The 18692-nt window shown below is 57.7% G+C and carries 14 protein-coding genes; 5 read left to right on the forward strand and 9 right to left on the reverse strand.

The genetic code is table 11. The features are described 5' to 3' along the window. Nucleotides 1-414 precede the first annotated feature (414 nt). A complete protein-coding gene (locus tag FX155_RS10340) occupies nt 415-1617 on the forward strand; it encodes a CapA family protein (protein WP_154488628.1) in 1203 nt (400 codons plus the stop codon). Here the strand turns inward: FX155_RS10340 and FX155_RS10345 are convergent. The 4 genes from FX155_RS10345 to FX155_RS10360 form a co-directional block, all read right to left on the reverse strand. Next, nucleotides 1578-2786 (reverse strand): DUF819 domain-containing protein, encoded by a 1209-nt coding sequence (locus tag FX155_RS10345; protein WP_154488629.1) that lies wholly within the window; start codon nt 2784-2786, stop codon nt 1578-1580. The genes FX155_RS10340 and FX155_RS10345 overlap by 40 nt on opposite strands. 457 nt (nt 2787-3243) lie before the next feature. Further along, nucleotides 3244-4707, reverse strand: coding sequence for a DHA2 family efflux MFS transporter permease subunit (locus FX155_RS10350; RefSeq protein WP_154488630.1), 1464 nt, complete (start codon nt 4705-4707; stop codon nt 3244-3246). 65 nt (nt 4708-4772) lie between these two features. After that, a complete protein-coding gene (locus tag FX155_RS10355) occupies nt 4773-5900 on the reverse strand; it encodes an alpha/beta hydrolase (RefSeq protein ID WP_154488631.1) in 1128 nt (375 codons plus the stop codon). Nucleotides 5901-5917: 17 nt separating this feature from the next. Beyond that, nucleotides 5918-7087 carry an iron-containing alcohol dehydrogenase gene (locus FX155_RS10360; RefSeq protein ID WP_154488632.1) on the reverse strand — a complete coding sequence of 390 codons (1170 nt, stop codon included), beginning with the start codon at nt 7085-7087 and terminating at the stop codon, nt 5918-5920. Between the two features lie 141 nt (nt 7088-7228). On the opposite strand from FX155_RS10360, the gene FX155_RS10365 reads away from it, so the two are divergent. Further along, nucleotides 7229-8107: a LysR family transcriptional regulator gene (locus tag FX155_RS10365; protein ID WP_154488633.1), complete on the forward strand. Its 879-nt coding sequence runs from the start codon at nt 7229-7231 to the stop codon at nt 8105-8107. Nucleotides 8108-8152: 45 nt separating this feature from the next. Here FX155_RS10365 and FX155_RS10370 read toward each other — a convergent pair whose 3' ends face one another. Beyond that, complete coding sequence (locus FX155_RS10370) at nt 8153-8698, reverse strand: rubrerythrin family protein (protein ID WP_154488634.1); 546 nt, start codon at nt 8696-8698, stop codon at nt 8153-8155. 199 nt (nt 8699-8897) lie between these two features. On the opposite strand from FX155_RS10370, the gene FX155_RS10375 reads away from it, so the two are divergent. Beyond that, a complete protein-coding gene (locus tag FX155_RS10375; RefSeq protein ID WP_229778528.1) occupies nt 8898-9365 on the forward strand; it encodes a MarR family winged helix-turn-helix transcriptional regulator in 468 nt (155 codons plus the stop codon). A 460-nt stretch (nt 9366-9825) separates the two neighbouring features. Here FX155_RS10375 and clpB read toward each other — a convergent pair whose 3' ends face one another. Together clpB and FX155_RS10385 are read right to left on the reverse strand one after the other, a co-directional pair. Beyond that, nucleotides 9826-12369, reverse strand: coding sequence for an ATP-dependent chaperone ClpB (clpB, locus tag FX155_RS10380; RefSeq protein WP_154488635.1), 2544 nt, complete (start codon nt 12367-12369; stop codon nt 9826-9828). A gap of 165 nt (nt 12370-12534) precedes the next feature. After that, nucleotides 12535-14040: an inorganic triphosphatase gene (locus FX155_RS10385; protein ID WP_022488233.1), complete on the reverse strand. Its 1506-nt coding sequence runs from the start codon at nt 14038-14040 to the stop codon at nt 12535-12537. A 207-nt stretch (nt 14041-14247) separates the two neighbouring features. Between FX155_RS10385 and FX155_RS10390 the strand changes: the two genes are divergently transcribed. Continuing rightward, entirely contained in the window at nt 14248-14667 is a 420-nt protein-coding gene (locus FX155_RS10390; protein WP_022488234.1) for a Fur family transcriptional regulator, read from the forward strand. 317 nt (nt 14668-14984) lie between these two features. Here FX155_RS10390 and FX155_RS10395 read toward each other — a convergent pair whose 3' ends face one another. Both FX155_RS10395 and FX155_RS10400 read right to left on the reverse strand, forming a co-directional pair. Beyond that, the gene (locus tag FX155_RS10395; RefSeq protein ID WP_154488636.1) at nt 14985-16298 is read right to left on the reverse strand and encodes an SLC13 family permease; all 1314 of its coding nucleotides are present in this window, start codon (nt 16296-16298) and stop codon (nt 14985-14987) included. A gap of 20 nt (nt 16299-16318) precedes the next feature. Further along, nucleotides 16319-17209: a DUF6282 family protein gene (locus FX155_RS10400; RefSeq protein WP_022488236.1), complete on the reverse strand. Its 891-nt coding sequence runs from the start codon at nt 17207-17209 to the stop codon at nt 16319-16321. Nucleotides 17210-17340: 131 nt separating this feature from the next. On the opposite strand from FX155_RS10400, the gene FX155_RS10405 reads away from it, so the two are divergent. After that, nucleotides 17341-18261 (forward strand): LysR family transcriptional regulator, encoded by a 921-nt coding sequence (locus FX155_RS10405; protein ID WP_022488237.1) that lies wholly within the window; start codon nt 17341-17343, stop codon nt 18259-18261. Nucleotides 18262-18692: the final 431 nt, after the last annotated feature.

The raw sequence follows: 18692 nt of genomic DNA on the forward strand, positions 1-18692 counted from the left end.
ATCCAAAACAAGCTTGCATACCTGGATTTTGAAATCCCTGGTGTACATTTTTAGACTCTTCATAAAAGACGCTCCTTTCTCCAAGAAAGTCTCGCTTCATACTGTCTAAATATATGATACACCTTTCTCGGGTCTCGAGTCATGAGTCTCGGACCGCTGGATAGAACCTGTCCTTCGGCCAGGTTCTTCTTATTGTGTATAACCGTAGGGGGCGCAGGCCCGGCGCCCCGCAAAATGCGCAGATCATCGATGATTTGGCGGGCTGCCCGGCGTGCAGCCCCTACGGTACCGATTTACACGTTCAAAGATTTGCCTGCAAATTTTTCATTTGGCTCGAGACTCGAGACTCGAGACCGAGCCGCTATGCGGCTCATTATGATAAGCACTGAAATTTCAGAGAAAGGAACCTGCTCTATGACCCATCCCATTTCCACCCTGTTCATCTCCTGTCTGGCGGCCCTGACCTTTCTGGCAGCTCCCGCCCTGGCCTCCCCGGCGTCTCTGGGAGCCCGGAAGGTACCGGCACCGATCCCGGCGGAAACCCCTGCCGCCCCGGCAGCCGCTCCTGCGGCTCCGGAAGCATCTCCCGGATTGCCGGAAACTCCCCCGGCCCAGGCGGCCCCTGCCTCTCCCGTTCCGGCTCCCCGGCCTCCGGAAGACCCTCTTACCACCGTGACCCTCAGCGCCGCCGGAGACTGTACCCTGGGCACGGAAGAAAGTTTCGGCTATGAAGCCACCTTCCCGGCCGCCTGGGACGCCGCCGGCGGAGATGGTTCCGTATTCCTGGCAGGCGTCCAGTCCGTTTTTGCCAAGGACGACCTGACGGTGGTGAACCTGGAAGGCCCTCTCACCACCCGGGGCCAGCGCCAGGACAAGACCTTCGCCTTCCGGGGCGATCCGGCCTATGTGGAAGTGCTGAAAGCCGGCAGCGTGGAAGCCGCCTCCCTGGCCAACAACCACAGTTACGACTATGGCAGCGACGGGTACTGGGACACCTTCAAGACCCTGGGAGACAACGGAATCATGCCCTTCGGCTATGAGGAAAGCCAGATTCTCCCGGTGAAGGGAATCCCTGTAGGCCTGGTGGGGATCAACGCCCTGGAAGCCGGGGCCGCCGATCAGCTGATGGCAGAACTGGCCAAAATCAGGGAAAAAGGGGCCCGGCTGAAAGTGGTCTATTTCCACTGGGGCAGCGAACTGGAAACCCATCCGGACGAGGACCAGGTGTGGCTGGCCCATCTGGCGGTGGATCACGGAGCCGACCTGGTGCTGGGAGCCCATCCCCATGTGATCCAGCCTCTGGAAACCTACAAGGGAAAGACCATCTGCTATAGCCTGGGGAATTTCTGTTTCGGAGGCAACAGCAACCCGGGAGACAAGGACACCTTCATCTACCAGCAGACCTTCCGGTTCCGGGACGGCCATCTGGTGGGAACGGACCCGGGAAAAGTGATCCCCTGCCGGATTTCCTCCACCCCGGACTGGAACGATTACCGTCCCACCCTGGTGGAAGGGGAAGAGGCGGAGCGGATAAAGGGGAAAGCAAAGGGACTGTTGCAAGAGCAACAGTCCCTTTTTCACGCCCCCAATATTCCCCCGACCACCATACCCAGATAGGTGCCGATTACGTAGCCGAAGGTGCCTACCAGCATGCTGGGGCCCACCAGGGCCGTCCAGCCCTGGGAAATGGCCATTCCTGCCGCGGTAGTGGGGCCTCCGATGTTGGCATTGGAGGCCAGGACGATGTCTTCCAGACTGAAATGGAACAGTTTCCCTCCCACAAAGCAGAAGGCCATGTTCACCACCACCATCAGGAAGCAGAACACGAACAGCAGCGGCGCGTTCCGGAGGATTTCCAGGATGGAAGCGGGCACCCCGATGGCGAAGAAGAACAGGTAGATGAAATAGGTGCCGATTTCCTGGGCTCCGGCGAGGGCTGCCGCCTGTTTTTCAAAAAAGGTGGCGAACCCCATGGAAAACAGGGTGATCCACACATACTGGCTGCTGAAGAAGGTGTTGGCCATGTGTCCCAGGCCGCTGCCGGTGGGAATGGCGGCCCCCAGGGCCTTCCCCAGGTTCTGGGACAGGGTCACCACCGCCACCGCATAGAACAGGTCCAGGGCAATGTCCTTTAAGGAAATGTTCTTGGGCTGCCAGTAGGCCGCCGCCTGGGTCTGGGCGTCTTCCCGTCCTTCCCGGGCCACCCGGTCCATGTGGGGATGGGGGTAGTGTTTCTGGAAAAAGGCGCTGCCCACGCATTTCAGCAGCACCAGGAAATACACCGCCATGTTCAGGTTGTCCGCCACCACCGTAGCGGAAACCAGGGTCCCTTCCGTGTGGAAGGCATCGGCCAGAGCCACGAAATTGACCCCGCCTCCGATGTAGGACCCGGTCATCATGGCCGCCACCTTGGCCAGCCCGTCGATCCGGCTCCCCAAAAGCCAGCAGCCCAGCACGGCTCCGCACACGGTCCCCACCGCCCCGATGAGGAAAATGAACAGCAGCCGGCCGGTTTCCTGCCAGATCTTCGTCAGGTTGGCCTGGAGCAGCAGCAGAGGAATGGCCAGGGGTACGGCGTATCCCCAGATGATATCGTCATAAATGGGGGCATGGCTGGGGATCACGTTCAGGTTCACCAGCACAATGGCCGCCACCAGAGCCAGTACGGCCCCGGAGATCCGGGAGGCCCAGGCATAGGTCTGTTCCAGCCAGATGGAGCCTGCCACCACCCCGCAGGTCAGGGCCAGCAGCAGCCAGGTGTTTTCCGGTGCAATCAGTGGATTCATAAACAACATCCTTCCTTATTCGTTATTCCAGAACGAAGATCCGGTCCCCCAGATCCCCTGGTATCCAGATATTCTTTCCCTTTGCCAAATGCCATGGCGGGCTTCCTCGGATACACAGAGCGGGCGGCCCCTTTTGGAGTCGCAAGCCATAGGTATCGTTTTTTGGATAGAACCTGTCCTATGGCCAGGTTCTTTGAAAGGAAAACGCAGCTGGCGCTGCTAACCCACCACCAGCCTTACGGCTGGTCCCCCGCCCTTGCAAAGGGCGGATAATGGGTATGTGGGCTTACGCCCTGGTACCCACATAAAGCAAAGGGCGTAAGCCCCAGCGTATATCCGCCCTTTTCAAGGGCGGGGGTATCCATGCGCAGCATGGGTGGTGGGTTAGCAGCCATAGGGCTGCCTTTTCCACTCAGCAGCATCTGCCCCCAGGCAGATGGTATCCTTCAACTGGAGACTAGTGACTAGAGACTGCCTGCCGATTTTTCCCCAGCGCCCACACCATGCAGGCTCCCTGACACAGAGCCAGGACCAGCAGCAGATGGAAGGCGTGGGCAGTGCCCAGGCTGGTACCTTCGGCCAGGGCCCGTCCGGCCTGGCCGGCGGCCACCAGGGCCGCACAGACGGAAGTCCCCACTGCCCCGGCCAGCTGCTGGAGGGTGTTGCACACCGCATTCCCGTCCGGCTGGATGGATTCCGGCAGGTTTTCCAGGGCATAGGTCAGGATGTTCCCGGCGGACAGCCCCTGGCCCAGGGTGAACACCACATAAATGGCCGTAAGCCCGGGAATGGCCGCCTTCCCCAGAGCCAGCTGGTACAGCCCGAAACTGAGGATAATGGCACAGCTGCCCAGGATGAGGGGCTTCCGGGCCCCCAGCCGGTCATAGAGCCGGCCGCTTACAGGGGCCAGGGCCGCCCCCAAAAGGCACCCGGGAAGCAGGATGCACCCGGCGGCAAAAGGATCGGACCCCAGGACGATCTGGGCATAATTGGGAAGCAGGAAGCCCACTCCCAGGCACAGGAACTGGACCAGCAGCAGCCCCAGCACCGCCCCGTCGAAAGCCGGCACCTGGAACACCTGGAGGTTCAGCAGCGGGGTGGACCCGGCCTTCCGGAGCCGGTTCTCCTGACGGACAAAGACGGCCAGGGCCAGCACCATCAGCCCGGCCAGGGCCAAAAGAGCCGGGGCCGGCAGCACCGTCCCGTAGCTGCACAAAAGCAGCAGACAGGGCAGGGCCACCATCAGGCAGCCCAGGCCGAACCCGTCAAAAGGCCGGGGCCCCCAGGCCGAAGACTGGCGAATGGCACAGATCCCCACCGCCAGGGAGAACAGCAGCCCGGGCACCAGGGCGGCAAAGATCATCCGCCAGCCGAAATGGCCGATAATGTACCCGCCCAGAGAAGGGCCCACCGCCGGAGCCAGGGCGCACACCAGCATGGCGGCCCCCATCATGGTGCCGATTTTGTCCAGCGGCGCCTGTTCCAGCACCAGATTGAACATCAGAGGCAGGCCAATGCCTGTGCCCGCCCCCTGGAGCAGCCGTCCCAGCAGGAGCAGAGGGAAGTTCCCGGCCAGGCCGTCCAGCACCGTCCCGGTAAGGAACAGGAGATTCCCGGCCACAAAAAGCCCTTTCAGAGGGAACCGCTGCTTCAGGTAGCTGGACGTGGGGATCACCGTGGCCAGCACCAGCAGATATCCGGTAGTAAGCCACTGGACCGTGGAGGTGCTCACGGAAAATTCCTCCATTAGGGTGGGGAAGGTCACGTTCATGGCCGTTTCGATGACCACCCCGGTAAAGGACAGAAGTCCCGCGGCCAATATGGACAGAAACAGCCGGGCATCTGCCCGGCGCACAAAAGCAGGATTTTCGTTTTCCAACAGTTTCACCTTCAGACACAAAAATACGTTCTGAAAGTACATAGTAGAAAAAATTCCCGGAAATGTCAAGAAGGGGGTGCTGCTGCTCACGCAGCAGTCCCCTTCTCTTACTTCAAATAGGTCTGATAGAACTGATCGATTTTGTCAAAAGGAATCTTGTCCAGCTGATCGTACAGGTCCGTGTGGGTGGCTCCCGGCACGATCACCAGTTCCTTGTTGCTGCCTTTCAGTTTCTTGAAGGCATCCTCGCTGAAGTACCGGGAATGGGCCTTCTCCCCGGCAATCACCATCACCGCACTCTGGATCTCGCTGCTCCGCTGGAGGAAGGGCAGGTTGATGAAGGACAGGGCAAAGGTCTTGTTCCAGCCTCCTACGGAATTCACGGACCGGGGATGGAAGCCCCGTTTGGTTTCATAGTAGGCAGTGTACTGTTTGATGAATTCCGGGGTATCCGGCTTCAGTTCTTCCGGTTTCAGGTTAGCCCCGGCCCGGGCGAAGGTATCGTTTTTGTAGTCTTCCGTCCGCTGGGCGTTCATGGCCTCCAGCTTCTGATGACGCTGTTCCGGGCTGTCTTCCTTGTCGTAATACCCGTTGGCCAGCACCCGGGTCATGTCGTACATGGTGGAGCTTACGGTGGCCTTCACCCGGGTATCCATGGCCGCATCATTGATGGCGATGCCTCCGAAGCCGCAGATCCCCAGGATTCCCAGCCTGTTGGCGTCCACATCCTTCTGGTTGGCCAGGAAATCCACCGCCGCGGAAAAGTCTTCTGTGTTGATGTCCGGAGAAGCCACATTCCGTACATTGCCGCCGCTTTCCCCGGTAAAGGAAGGATCAAAAGCCAGGGTGATGTATCCCCGTTCCGCCAGCTGCTGGGCATAAAGTCCGGAAGCCTGTTCCTTTACCGCTCCGAAAGGACCGCTTACGGCGATGGCCGCCCGTTTTTCCCCGGCTTTTATCCCTTTGGGGGTGTACAGGTCCGCCGCCAGGGTGATTCCATACCGGTTGTGGAAGGTCACCTTCTGGTGATCCACCTTGTCGCTTTTGGGGAATACCTTGTCCCATTCCCGGGTCAGATGGAGTTTTTCCGTTTTCACTCCCGGGCTCAGCATTTCGCCGGCCGGTTTTGCCGTTTGTGCAGCTGCCATGGCTTCTCTGCCTCCTCCCATCTGCAGCAGGCAGGTGCCCAGCACCGCCGTCAAAAGGACCATTTTCATCTTTTTGCTGATTTTCATTACCGTCTCCTTTCCTCTTACAGGCTTTCCCGGAAAATCTCTTCGATTTCCTGCTGGTCCAGGACCTTGTACCCACCATCCAGGATCAGGGTACCCCGGACCATGGCCGGGATCATATCTTCCGTGGCCCCCAGTTCCCGCAGGTTCCTGGCCAGCCCCAGTTCTTCCATCCAGCTTTCCATGGCCTGGAGCCCTTCTTCCGCGATTGTCCGGTCGCTTTTGCCGGTGGGATCCACATTCCACACCGCTTCCGCAAACCGTTTGAATTTGGGCAGGCCGTAGGGCAGGATATGCCGGTAATAGGCAGGGGATACCGCCGCCAGGGTCATGCCGTGGGCTGCATTGGTGACCCCGCCCACCGCCTGTCCCAGCATGTGGACCATCCAGTCGGTGGTCTTGCCTTTGGCGATCAGGGTGTTCAGGGCCCAGGTGGCATCCCACATCAGGTTGCTCCGGGCTTCATAATCCTGAGGGTTCCGAATGGCGATCCGGCTGGCGTGGATCACAGACCGCATAAGGCCTTCCGCCAGGTAGTCACTGGTATTGTCGTCGATACCGGAAAAATACTGTTCGCAGATATGGTTGAACATATCGTAGATCCCTGAAACCATCTGATACCGGGGCAGGGTCATGGTGTAGGACGGATCCATGATGGCAAACCGGGGGAATACCCGGGCATCGGCAAAAGCTTTGCCCCGTTTTTCTTTCGTTGCCGGGTTGGTGATCACGGAACCAGCGTTCATTTCGGACCCGGTACCCACCATGGTAAGCACGCAGCCTACTGGAACCACTTCACAGGTGGGTTCTTCGAACCGCATAAAGTATTTGTCCCAGGGGTCTTCCTCTTCATGGATGGACATGGCCAGGGCCTTGGCGTAGTCGATGCAGGACCCGCCTCCTACGGCCAGGATGAAGTCCGCCTTGTGCTGCCGGGCAATGGCAATGCCCTCCCGGAGTTTGTCGATGGTGGGGTTGGGCATGACCCCGGGAATTTCCGTCACATCTTTGCCGGCAGATTCCAGCTGTTTGCACACCCTGTCATAAATGCCGTTCTTCTTGATGGAACCGCCTCCGTAGACCAGGACCACCTGGCTGCCGTAGGGCTTCAGGGCTGAGGCCAGATTCTCCACAGCCCCCCGGCCAAAGAACACTTTGGTGGGATTTTCATAAGTAAAATTTCCAAGCATGTATTTTCTCCTTTTCACTTGTTGGTTACTTTCTTTGGACATCTTCAGTATAAGGGAAACAGTTTTCCATGTAAAATTCTTTGTTTTAATAACATTCAATACGTTTTATGTATGATATAATGCAAAAAAGAGGTGATTCCCATGGATATGGAAACTCTGGAAAATTTTCTGGTGATTGCCCGGGAAAACAACGTCACCCGGGCAGCCCAGATCATCCATATTACCCAGCCCACCCTGTCCCGGCAGCTGAAGGCCCTGGAAGAAGAACTGGGCAGGCCCCTGTTCTATCTGGAAAACCGCCGGCTGTCCCTGACTCCGGAAGGGATCCTGTTCCGGAAACGGGCAGAAGAACTGCTGGACCTGTACCGGAAAACCCGGTCCGAGATCCGTGCTTCCGCGGAAATCGCCGGGGACATTTTCCTGGGCACCGGGGAAACCGACGTAATCCGGCTGATTTCCCAGGTGGCCGTGGGTTTTTCCCGCCAGCATCCGGGGATCCGCTACCGGATCTTCAGCAGCGACGCGGAAGGGGTCCGGGAACGGCTGAACAAGGGGCTCCTGGATCTGGGGCTGGTGTACGGCCCTTCGGACCCGGAAAAATTCGCAAGCGTGCCCCTGGATCAGGAAGACCGGTGGGGGATCCTGCTGCCCCGTACCCATCCCCTGGCCGCAGAGCCCGGCCTGTCCCCGGAACAGGTCCGGGACCTGCCCCTGATCCTGTCCCAGCAGGCCCTGAAATCCGGGCTGCTCCTGAAATGGCTGGGAAAGCCTCTGGAAGAGCTGAACATCATCGGTACCTACACCCTTCTGACCAATGCGGCGAAAATGGTGGCCGGGGGCCTGGGCTGTGCCATGGGCCTGGACGGGCTCATCAACACCGCCGGCTCCCCCCTGTGCTTCCGGCCCTGTGATCCGTCCCTCACCGACCGTCTGTCCCTGATCTGGAAAAAAGACCACCAGTTCTCCCCGGCAGTCCAGGCCTTCCAGGAACTGCTGCTGCAGAATTTTGCTGAAAAATAAGGGGGTGCTGCACGTTCTGTGCAGCACCCCCTGTTTTTCATCCTCTTATTTTACTTCCTTGAACGCACTTTTGGGCTGGCCGCAGAGAGGGCAGACCCAGTCGTCGCTTTCGCTGTTGATGTCCCCTTCGTATTCATAGCCGCAGACCGGGCACACATACACCTTTTTGGCCTTTTCCTTTTTCTCTGCCTGAGGATACCGGGCCAGGATTTCCGCCATCAGTTCCCCATGGTGGCCTTCCTGTTTGGCAAACACTTCCATTTCGTCAGCCGCTTCAGCAAACCCGGCAGCCCGCACCTTGTCCGCCATGGCCTTTACCTGAGCCTCCCCATTGGTTTCCGCTTTTTGGAGGGTTTTCACCAGGCCCCAGAAATCCTGGGGATATTTCCCGTTGAGCACGGCATAGAAGCCCGCATGGACCGCTTCCTGGTTGGCGGCTTCAATGAACAGGGGCACCAGATCTTCATAGCCCTGTTCTTTGGCCAGCCGGGCCAGTGCATAATACATCATGGTGCCGTTGGCTTCTCCCTGCATCATGGTTTTTGCCATAGCTTCCAGTTCCGTTCCTTTGGTCTGTCCGTAAATGCTCATTGTCTTTTCCTCCTGTTTTCCCTTGCCCCCGTAAAGCGGAGCTTTCTGTTTCTTTTCTTCTGGCCATCGGCCTCTTGTGAAACCCATTATACCTGTTTTATTTAATTTTGTCAAATTTAATTTTGCTAAATTTAATTTGTTCTCATGTTCTTTTCCTGTTACAATAAAGTGCAGTCAAAAATTTTTCCGTACCGGAGGTATGATCGATATGAATGAAAAGGATGCCTGCAATCCCCTGCTGCTGAAAAACCAGCTTTGCTTTCCCCTGTATGCCAGCGCCCGGAAAATCGTAGCTGCCTATACTCCCTTCCTGAAAGAAATCGGCCTCACCTATGCCCAGTATGTAACCATGATGGTGCTCTGGGAAGAAAAGTCCACGACCATGCATGACCTGGGAAAACGGCTTTACCTGGATTCCGGGACCCTGACCCCGGTGCTGAAGAAGCTGGAGGCCATGGGCTATGTGAAGCGTTCCCGGAAGCCTGAAGATGAGCGGATCGTCATGGTGGAAATCACCCCCGATGGACTGGCCCTCCGGGACAAGGCCCTGAAAGTCCCCCATGCCATGGGCTGCCTGATCAACCGGAAAGGTCCCCTGTTCACAGCCGAAGAAGTGGCCGATTTGAAAGAAAAACTGTACCGGATCCTCCACGTACTGGAGGGGTAAAAAGGGGGGCTGCTGCGCTGCAGCAGCCCTGTCAATGGTCAATTGTCAATCGTCAATGGCCGAATGATAAAATTTGCAGACAAATTTTATTGAATGGGAACGCAGCTGGCGCTGCTAACCCACCACCCATGCTGCGCATGGATACCCCCGCCCTTGCAAAGGGCGGATATACGCTCGGGCTGGCGCCCATTGCTTTTCAGTACAAGGGCAGCAGCCCGCGTACTGTCTATCCGCCCTTTTCAAGGGCGTAAGCAGGGAGCATCCGCTTCAGCGGATAGCGAGGTCGCTTATGCCGTAGCTGGAGACCAGCCGCCAGGCTGGTGGTAGGTTAGCAGCCGTAAGGCTGCGTTTCCCTTCAGGAGCATCTGCCCCTGGCAGATGGTCTCCTTCGGCCGCTGACTATTGACAGCTGACAAAAAAAAACAGGGACTGCTGCCCAGGCAGCAGTCCCTGTTTTCATTCACTTCTTCACCACGTCGATGTTCCCGTTCTGGAGAACCACTTCGATATGGTCCCCTCTCTGGATCTCGCCCTGGACGATCTTGTTGCTCACTACGGTTTCCACCGTATGGACAATCAGTCTCTTCAGAGGACGGGCCCCAAAGGCAGGGTCGAACCCGGCTTTGGCCAGGTAGGCAACGGCTTCGTCGGTGGCCGTCAGGGTCAGTTCCAGCTGGCTGTGGAGCCGGCTGCCCAGATGGTTCAGGATCAACCGTACGATATCCTTCAGCTGTTCTTCCTGGAGAGGTTTGAACACCACAATGTCGTCCACCCGGTTCAGGAATTCCGGCCGGAAGAACTTCATCAGCATGCTCCGGACTTCGTCCTTGCTGATGTTGCCCTTCTTTTCCATGATCTCATGGGACCCCAGGTTGCTGGTCATGATGATCAGGGTATTCTTGAAGTCCACCATACGGCCCTGGCCGTCAGTCAAACGGCCGTCGTCCAGCACCTGGAGCAGTACGTTGAACACATCCGGGTGAGCCTTTTCGATTTCATCGAACAGGATCACGGAATAAGGATGGCGCCGCACCGCTTCCGTCAGCTGGCCCCCTTCTTCATAGCCCACATATCCAGGAGGGGCACCGATCAGACGGGACACCGTATGTTTCTCCATGTATTCACTCATATCGATACGGATAATGCTCTTTTCATCATTGAACAGCACTTCCGCCAGGGCTTTGGCCAGTTCGGTCTTGCCCACACCGGTAGGCCCCAGGAAGATGAAGGAACCGATGGGTTTGTTGGGATCCTTGATCCCGGCCCGGGCCCGGATTACGGCTTCGCTGACAGCTTCCACCGCTTCGTCCTGGCCGATCACCCGTTTGTGGAGGATTTCCGGCAGGTGCGCCAGTTTCTTCTTTTCTCCTTCCATCAGACGGTTCACAGGGATGCCCGTCCAGGTGCTCACCACCTTGGCGATATCATCCTCGTCCACTTCTTCCTTCAGCAGGCGTTTGTCGGAATGTTCCTCTTTTTCCAGGGCCGCCAGCTGTTTCTGGAGTTCCGGCAGCTTGCCGTACTTCAGTTCCGCCAGACGGTTCAGGTCATAGGACCGTTCCGCTTCTTCCATTTCCTTCTTCACATTGTCCATATCCTTCTTGACCTGACGAATCTTGGCAATGCCGCCCTTTTCGGCCTTCCACTGGTCCATGAGCTTGTCGTTCTCGCCCTTCAGTTTGGCCAGTTCCTCTTTGATCTTTTCCAGACGGGCCTTGGAAGCATCGTCCTCTTCCTTGGACAGGGCCTGTTCCTCAATCTGGAGCTGGAGCATCCGGCGACGGCTTTCATCCAGTTCCGTAGGCATGGAATCGATTTCCACCCGCAGACGGGCAGCGGCTTCATCCACCAGGTCGATGGCCTTGTCCGGCAGGAACCGGTCATTGATGTACCGGTTGCTCAACGTGGCAGCAGCCACCAAGGCGGAATCCTTGATCCGGACCCCATGATGGACTTCGTACCGTTCCTTCAGCCCTCTCAGGATGGAAATGGTGTCCTCCACACTGGGTTCCTTCACCAGCACCGGCTGGAAACGCCGTTCCAGGGCGGAATCCTTTTCAATGTATTTCCGGTATTCCTTCAGGGTGGTGGCACCGATGCACCGGAGTTCCCCTCTGGCCAGCATGGGTTTCAGGATGTTCCCCGCATCCATGGAGCCTTCAGAAGCCCCGGCTCCCACCACCGTGTGCAGTTCATCGATGAACATGATGATCTGGCCGGCAGAATCGGACACGATTTTCAGGACTTTCTTCAACCGTTCCTCAAATTCCCCTCTGTACTTGGCCCCAGCCACCAGGGACGCCAGGTCCAGGGCATACAGGGTCTTATTCTTCAGGGATTCAGGAACGTCCCCGGCCACGATCCGGCGGGCCAGGCCTTCCACAATGGCGGTTTTGCCCACGCCCGGTTCACCGATCAGCACCGGGTTGTTCTTTTTCCGGCGGGACAGGATTTCGATGGTCCGACGGATTTCATCGTCACGGCCGATTACCGGATCCAGCTTCCCGTCCCGGGCTTTCTGGGTCAAGTCCTGGCCGAATTTCTCCAGGGTCTTGCGGTTTTCATCCGCATCCCCATTGTTTTCATACTTGTCGATCAAACCACGGATGGCACTGCGGGTGATCCCGTACTTTTTGCACAGGTCCACCACTTCCGTATCCCCGTCTTCACACAGGGCGGCCAGCAAATGGGATGCAGTCACCGGGTTCTGGCCGGCGGCTTTTTCCGCCAGGGCGAACACCCGGGCCAGGCCCGTGCTCATGCTCAGCTGATCGGACCCCTTCACGGAAGGGATCTGCTTCAGCAGACGGTCCACCTCCCGGCTGAACTGGGCCTCATCCACGTTCAGGCTCTTCAGCACAAACTTGAAGAACCCGTCCGGCTGGCTGCACATGGCAGACAGCAGATGGACGGTGGTCAGTTCCTGGTTGTAATTCATAACGGCTTGCTGCTGGGCAGCTTCCAACAATCCACGCACTTCGTCACTCAAGCGTTCTGCCTGCATAACAAACACCTCCAAAAACCATTGGATCAATGGGTTATCTTCTTCATTCAGAGCCCGAAACAAACAGGGCCCGGGAAGTCTCTTTTCTCACTTCCCGGGTCTTATTATACCCATTAAAAGTCAAAAAGTCAAATATTATTTTCGTTTTTTTGACTTTTTTTGATTTTATTTTTCTTTGGCCAGACAGGACCATTCCGGATGACGGGCCACTTCCCGGAAGAAGGCCTTTCCGGCGGCATCCGCCTTGTCCCTCCGTTTCTCCGTCCGGATCCCTTCCTGGCCGCAGAGGGCTGCCAGGGACAGGGTCAGTTCCCGGTCTCGGGCTCCTTCGGCCCCTTCCGCCAGGGCTCCGGTCCGGGCATAGCTGCGGCAGTATTTCCACCACTTTTCCCAGTAAGCTTCCCCTCGCTTCACCAGCCGTTTTTCTCCCAAGCCCCGTTCCAGGGTCAGGAGCCCGGCCAGGTCTTCCAGCTGCCCTTTCCGTTCCCAGGGATCCGGGCTGCCGGCATCTTCCAGGAACTGCTGTTCCTGCTGCCACCGGTTCCACCGGACCTGGAGGAATTTTTCCAGGGTTGGGTTCTCTCCGTCCTTTTTGGCCAGGGTGGCCAGGTACAGCAGCTGCCACAGGGCCGCTGCCGCTTCCCGGGCGCAGCAGTCCGCACAGTGCTGAGCCGCCGCCACCCACCGGTCTTCCAGCCACTGCCAGGCCGGTTCCAGGGAGAGGAGCTCTTCCGGGAAAGGCTTTTCCCGCTGCCGGTCAGACGTTTCCAGGTAGTCCACCGGTTCCAGCACCCCCAGGAGCCCGTCCAACAGATCCCGACCCTTTTTCCAGGAGGTCCGGGACAAAAAGCCCTGGCCCAGGTTCCACAGTCCGGCGCACTGCTGGAGAACAGTGAGCAGTTCCCGGCTCTCAAATTCCCGGTTCTCTCCGGGCACCAGAAGATCCAGTCCCCTGCCCAGGGCCTGCTGGACCAGGGTCCGCCACACTTCCGACGGCTCCGTTTCCTGATTCCAGCCAGGTGCCTTCCCGTCTTTGGGTGGGTTCCCCTTCCAACCGGTAAGATCCAGCCCCCGTTTGAACTTGCTCCGCTCTTCCGGCCACAGAGGGATGGCCTGGGCCAGAGCCGCCGTAAACCGCAGCAGGTCCCGTTCCTGGCCCCGTTTGATCTCCAGTTCCAGTTCCTCTATGGGAGCCTTTTTATCCCCGGCGGTCAAGGTTCCCTGGTCAAGGGCCGCTTCCACCACCGTCACGGCGGACAGCTGGATCAGAGCCGTTTTCCGGGTAAATTCCACGGTACACAAAGGAAGCAGTTCGTCTTCCTGGAGCAGGGTCTGGAGCTTCTGGTCCAGCTGGGGAGCAAAGCCCTGGAGCACCGGCTCCGGCTTTGTCAGAGGCACCGTGTATTCCTCCCGGCTGGAGAAGCCGTTCACCGTCTTCCCCTGGCTTTTCACCGTAGCTTCGAAGGCCTTCCCGTTGGTCCGGCGGATCCGGTAGGCCATGCCGCTGCGGGTCAGTTTCCGGTCCCGGGTATCCAGGTACTGGTTCCAAAGGTCCAGGGTATGCCGGCTGCCGGGAATGATTTTTTCCTTCACCAGAGGCAGCTGGAAGAATTTCCGGCGGCCCGCCTTGGTGGAAAGCAGTTTGATTTCTTTTTCCTGTCCTTGCGCCATATGGTTTCACACTCCCTGATCTTTTCCAAAATCTTATCATATAATTGTAACACAACATCTCCCCTCTTGGGATGAACTGTTTGGTTATGGAGGAAGCCGTCCATTGGAAATGGCTGATTTTATTGACATTTTACGTATTAAAAGTTATTATTAAAGAAACTTCTCTTTTAACAATTTTATTCTATCTATATATAAGGAGGCTTTGCCATGCTCAGTCCAAAGGAACTGTCAGAAGTCCTGAAAGCCCAGGGGATGAAGATCACCCCCCAGCGGCTGGAAGTATACCGGGCCTTTACCGGCCCCGAAGACCATCCCACGGCTACAGAAATCTATGAAAAAGTGCGGCAGCAGATGCCTACCCTGAGTTTTGCCACTATCTACCAGTCTCTGGGATTTTTCTGCCGGATGCACCTGATCCAGACTGTGGATGTAGGCGACGGGACCATGCGCTACGATGTGGATCCCCATCCCCACCCCCATTTCCGCTGCGAAAAATGCGGCAAGGTGTTCAACCTGGATTTTGCCTACCACAAACACCTGGACCAGGACGTGGCCAAAAAAACCGGTTTCACCATCCGCTGCCACCAGACCTATTTCCTGGGGCTCTGCAAGGAGTGTAAGGAATAGGGACTGCTGCGCCAGGCACAGCAGCCCCGTCAATTGTCAATTGCCGAAGGAAAGGACCCGCCTCTCATGGAGGCGGGTCCTTTTTGAATCTATGCCCTCTGGGCGGCCGGGACGGGCTTGCCTGGGGCAAGCCCCTACGCCGTCGCTGTCCAGGAACCAGCTAACAACAGTTTCCTTATGGAGACTCTCCCTTGGACGGCATTCCCGTCCAATCGGTCGAACAAACAATGCCCGACCCCAACGCCGTAGGGGCGTGCCGCAGGCCCGCCCGTCCCGGCCTGGGGGCTTCAACTCTTCAAAGGAACCTGCACTTTCCCTTACAGCACAAAAGCCACAATAAAATTGTAGGCAGCTGCCGCCAGGACACTGACAGGCACCGCCCGGAGCAGCAGCTTGTTGAACAGGGTGTTCCGGTCCTCTTCTTTGGGCGTGGACCCCAGGATCAAAGATCCGCCGGAAGAGAAGGGACTGATGGCACTGGACTGGGCCCCCAGCACCGTACAGGCAAACAGAGCGGAGGCAGACAATCCGGTGCTTTCCGCCAGACCCGGAATCAGAGGGAACAGAGCCGGGGTCACCACCCCGGTGGTGGAACTGAAGAAGCTCATGATGGCGGCAATGATGGAGAAAGCCAGAGGGATCAGCGGCGTGGGCACATTGGCTCCCACCCAGGCGCTGAGCATCTTGATGGTCCCGGCTTTCACCGCCACCGCAATCAGCATCCCGGCCCCGGCAATCATGATGATGGTGTTCCAGGGAATCTTCGAAATGGCTTCCTTCTGGGGCGCCAGCTTCATCAACAGGGCGATCACTGCGAAGATAATGGCCACCAGGCCCACATCCACTTTACCGGCCATATAGGCGATTCCTGCGTTCCCGGGCACCAGGATCTTCAGCAGGGGGAACACCAGCACCACGACCATCATCACCAGCATCAGGGTCAGGGTCTGGCTCTGGACTTTCGTAAAAGGTTCCGGCCTTTTGAAGGTGACCCCCTGGCCGATGTTCCGGTTGGCCTTGATGCCGTACCGGAACAGGGTGATCAGCACCAGGGAAAAGGCAAAGGACAGCAGGAAGATTTCCATTTCCATGGCAAAGGAATCCATGGGAGCCTTCAGTTTCAGGGCTTCATAGGCTGTATCCGACAGCCCCCGGAAAATCACCCCCAGATTGGAGGTGGGAAAGTTCCCGCCGCACAGGGCCCCGCAGTTGATGGCCACCGCCCCGGTGAGTTTGTCCATCCGGGATTCATCACAGATCAAAAGGGTAATGGGCGCCAGGAAAGCCAGCACCGTAAAATAGGTGGCCCCCATCACCGACAGCACCACGGCCACCCCGAACAGGGCATAGGGCAGCATCCCGGGGAATTTCCGGCAGGCATAGAGCAGGGAGCCGGACATTTTTTCCAGGGTCCCGTTGATGGCCGCCACATTGTAGAACAGGGACACGGACAAAATCACGAACATGGTACTGATGGGCCAGAACCCGATCACCGCTTTGGGCTTCAGCCCCATGACCAGACACCCGATCAGATAAGCAAAGACAATACAGAACAGCCCGGTGTTCAGACCGGTTTTATACCCCAGATAAATGGCAATGGCTATGGCCAGGACAATCGCCGCACTCAGCATAATGCTTCCTCCCCCTTGTTTCAGTCTTTGGCTGCGCCCACCGGTTCTTCCTGGATGCCCAGCAGCCGGTAGGGAATAGTTTTGGTCATGTAGTACACCTGTTCTTCAGGAATCCCGTATTCCACCAGGTAATGCATGTATTCGTAGATTTCCGTTTCCCAGTCCGGATTTTCCGTCTGTCCCCCGTCCGTATCCACCATGACATGCTGGTACCCTACAGCCTGGATCAGTTCCGCATTTTCCCGCAGGTTCATGTGGTACTTCTTCCCTTTCCCCATGTTCTGGGCATAGCACCGTTCCAGGATCACGTCATAATCCTTCACCAGACGGATCTGGTCTTCCAAGGTGTACCCGCACACCCACCATTCCGGATGGGTGATGACGATTTTTTCCACCCCGGCCTTCCGGGCCGCTTCCACCACCACAAAAGCCTCTTCCGGAGATACATGGGCGGTGGCCAGTACTGCATCATGGTCTTTGATCAGACCGAACACCGTTTCCAGTTCCGGGATCACTTTCCCGTCCCGGACCAGCTGGATTCCCTCATCGGGATTTTTCCCCATTTTTTCCAGATGCCGCCGGGCGGACTGGGTGGGCAGCCAGATCACCTTGGCCCCCAGCTTCAGGCCTTTTTCCACCGCTTCCGGGTTCACACCCCCGATGACTTTGTTCATGACCACCCCACCGTACATGGTGAAGTTGGTGCTGTCCCCATAGACCTTCTTCACATAGGCATTGGCAATGGCCGCCCGGTTCACCGTGAACCCCAGGTGGGACTTGATCACAATGGCCCGGGCCCCCACCCGCACCGCCGCATCCGCCAGTTCCAGATCGTTGTAGGCCCGCAGCCGCAGATCCGGATTGGTGTGCACATGCATATCGCAGATTCCCTTCAGTGAAACTCTGCTCATTCTGATTCCTCCCTGTTGTACAAGTATTCTGAATAAATTTGCTTTTAGTGTACCGCGGGGCTGGCTATTGCAGAAGCCGATAAAATACGATATCTTGTATAGGAAATACCGATGGTAAAGGAGAGGATACGATGGATCTTCGGGAACTTCACTACCTGCTTGCCCTGGCGGAAGAAAAGAGCATTTCCCGGGCGGCGGAACGGCTGTTCATGGCCCAGTCCAGCCTGTCCCAGTTTCTCAGCACCACAGAGTCTCATTTAGGATACAAACTGTTCATCCGCACTTCCAGCGGCATCCGGCCCACGGAACCGGGAAAACGGATGATCCGGTTCGCCCAGGATACCCTGGCGGAATTCCACCGGGCCAAGGACGAGATCCAGGATATCGGCAACCTGAAAGGGGGCCATGTGATCCTGGGAATCAGTTCTTTCCGGGGATCCTTCCTGCTGCCGCCCGTACTCCAGGCTTTCCAGCAGAAATATCCGGGGGTGCGGGTCCAGATCGTGGAAGAGAATTCCCTGGCCCTGGAACAGCTGCTGCTCACCGGGAAAATCGACCTGGCCCTTCTGGTGATGCCGGAAAAACGCAGCCGGATCCAGGCCCGGTTCCTGATGCACGACGAAATCTGCCTAATCACCCATCCGGACCATCCGGTGATGGAACTGGTCCATCAGGGCCAGGCCGGTCAGCAGCCTTCCCAACTGTCCCAGTACATCAACATCCAGGATGCGGCCCGGTTCGAATTCCTGCTCAGCGGCTACGGCACCATCCTGGGCCGGGAAGCCCGGCGGATCTTCCTCCGCCACGGCATGAACCCCACCTACTACAACGAGAACCTGTCCGCCCTGTTTGCCGCTGCCCTGGCCGCCAACGGTCTGGGACTGGCCTTCACCTACGCCAGCAGCCGCCAGTACTTCCACCGGGCCCAGCTGCTGTCCCTGGGCAAAGACGGTACCTCCATTCCCCTGGGCACCGCCATGGCCCCGGGCCGGTACCATTCCAAAGCCACAAAGGCCCTGGATCAGGTGATCTTTGAAGTGTTGGGGAAGTGAAAAAAAGGGGGGCTGTTGCTCATGCAACAGCCCCATTTTGAATCTATGCCCCCTGGGCGGCCGGGACGGGCTTGTCTGGGGCAAGCCCCTACGCCGTCGCTGTCCAGGAACCGGCTAACAACGGTTTCCTTATGAAGCCTCCCCCCTGGATGACAAAAGAGGACCGCCCATACAGCCGGGCCCGCTTTGCCGTCACAACGGCATCCCCGTCCAATCAGTCGAACAAACAACACTCGACCCCAACGCCGTAGGGGCGGGCCGCAGGCCCGCCCGTCCCGGCCTGGGGGTTTTACAAGTTCAGAAGCATCTGCCCCCGGCAGATGGTCTCCATCGGTGTGAGACTGGAAAGGGGCTCTGCCGCTTTCCACCGTGCACTCCTCCCTATTTTTAATAATTTTGTGATATAATCATCTAAAATACCATGATTTTTG

The organism is Acidaminococcus fermentans (assembly GCF_009696675.1).
Classification (GTDB): domain Bacteria; phylum Bacillota; class Negativicutes; order Acidaminococcales; family Acidaminococcaceae; genus Acidaminococcus.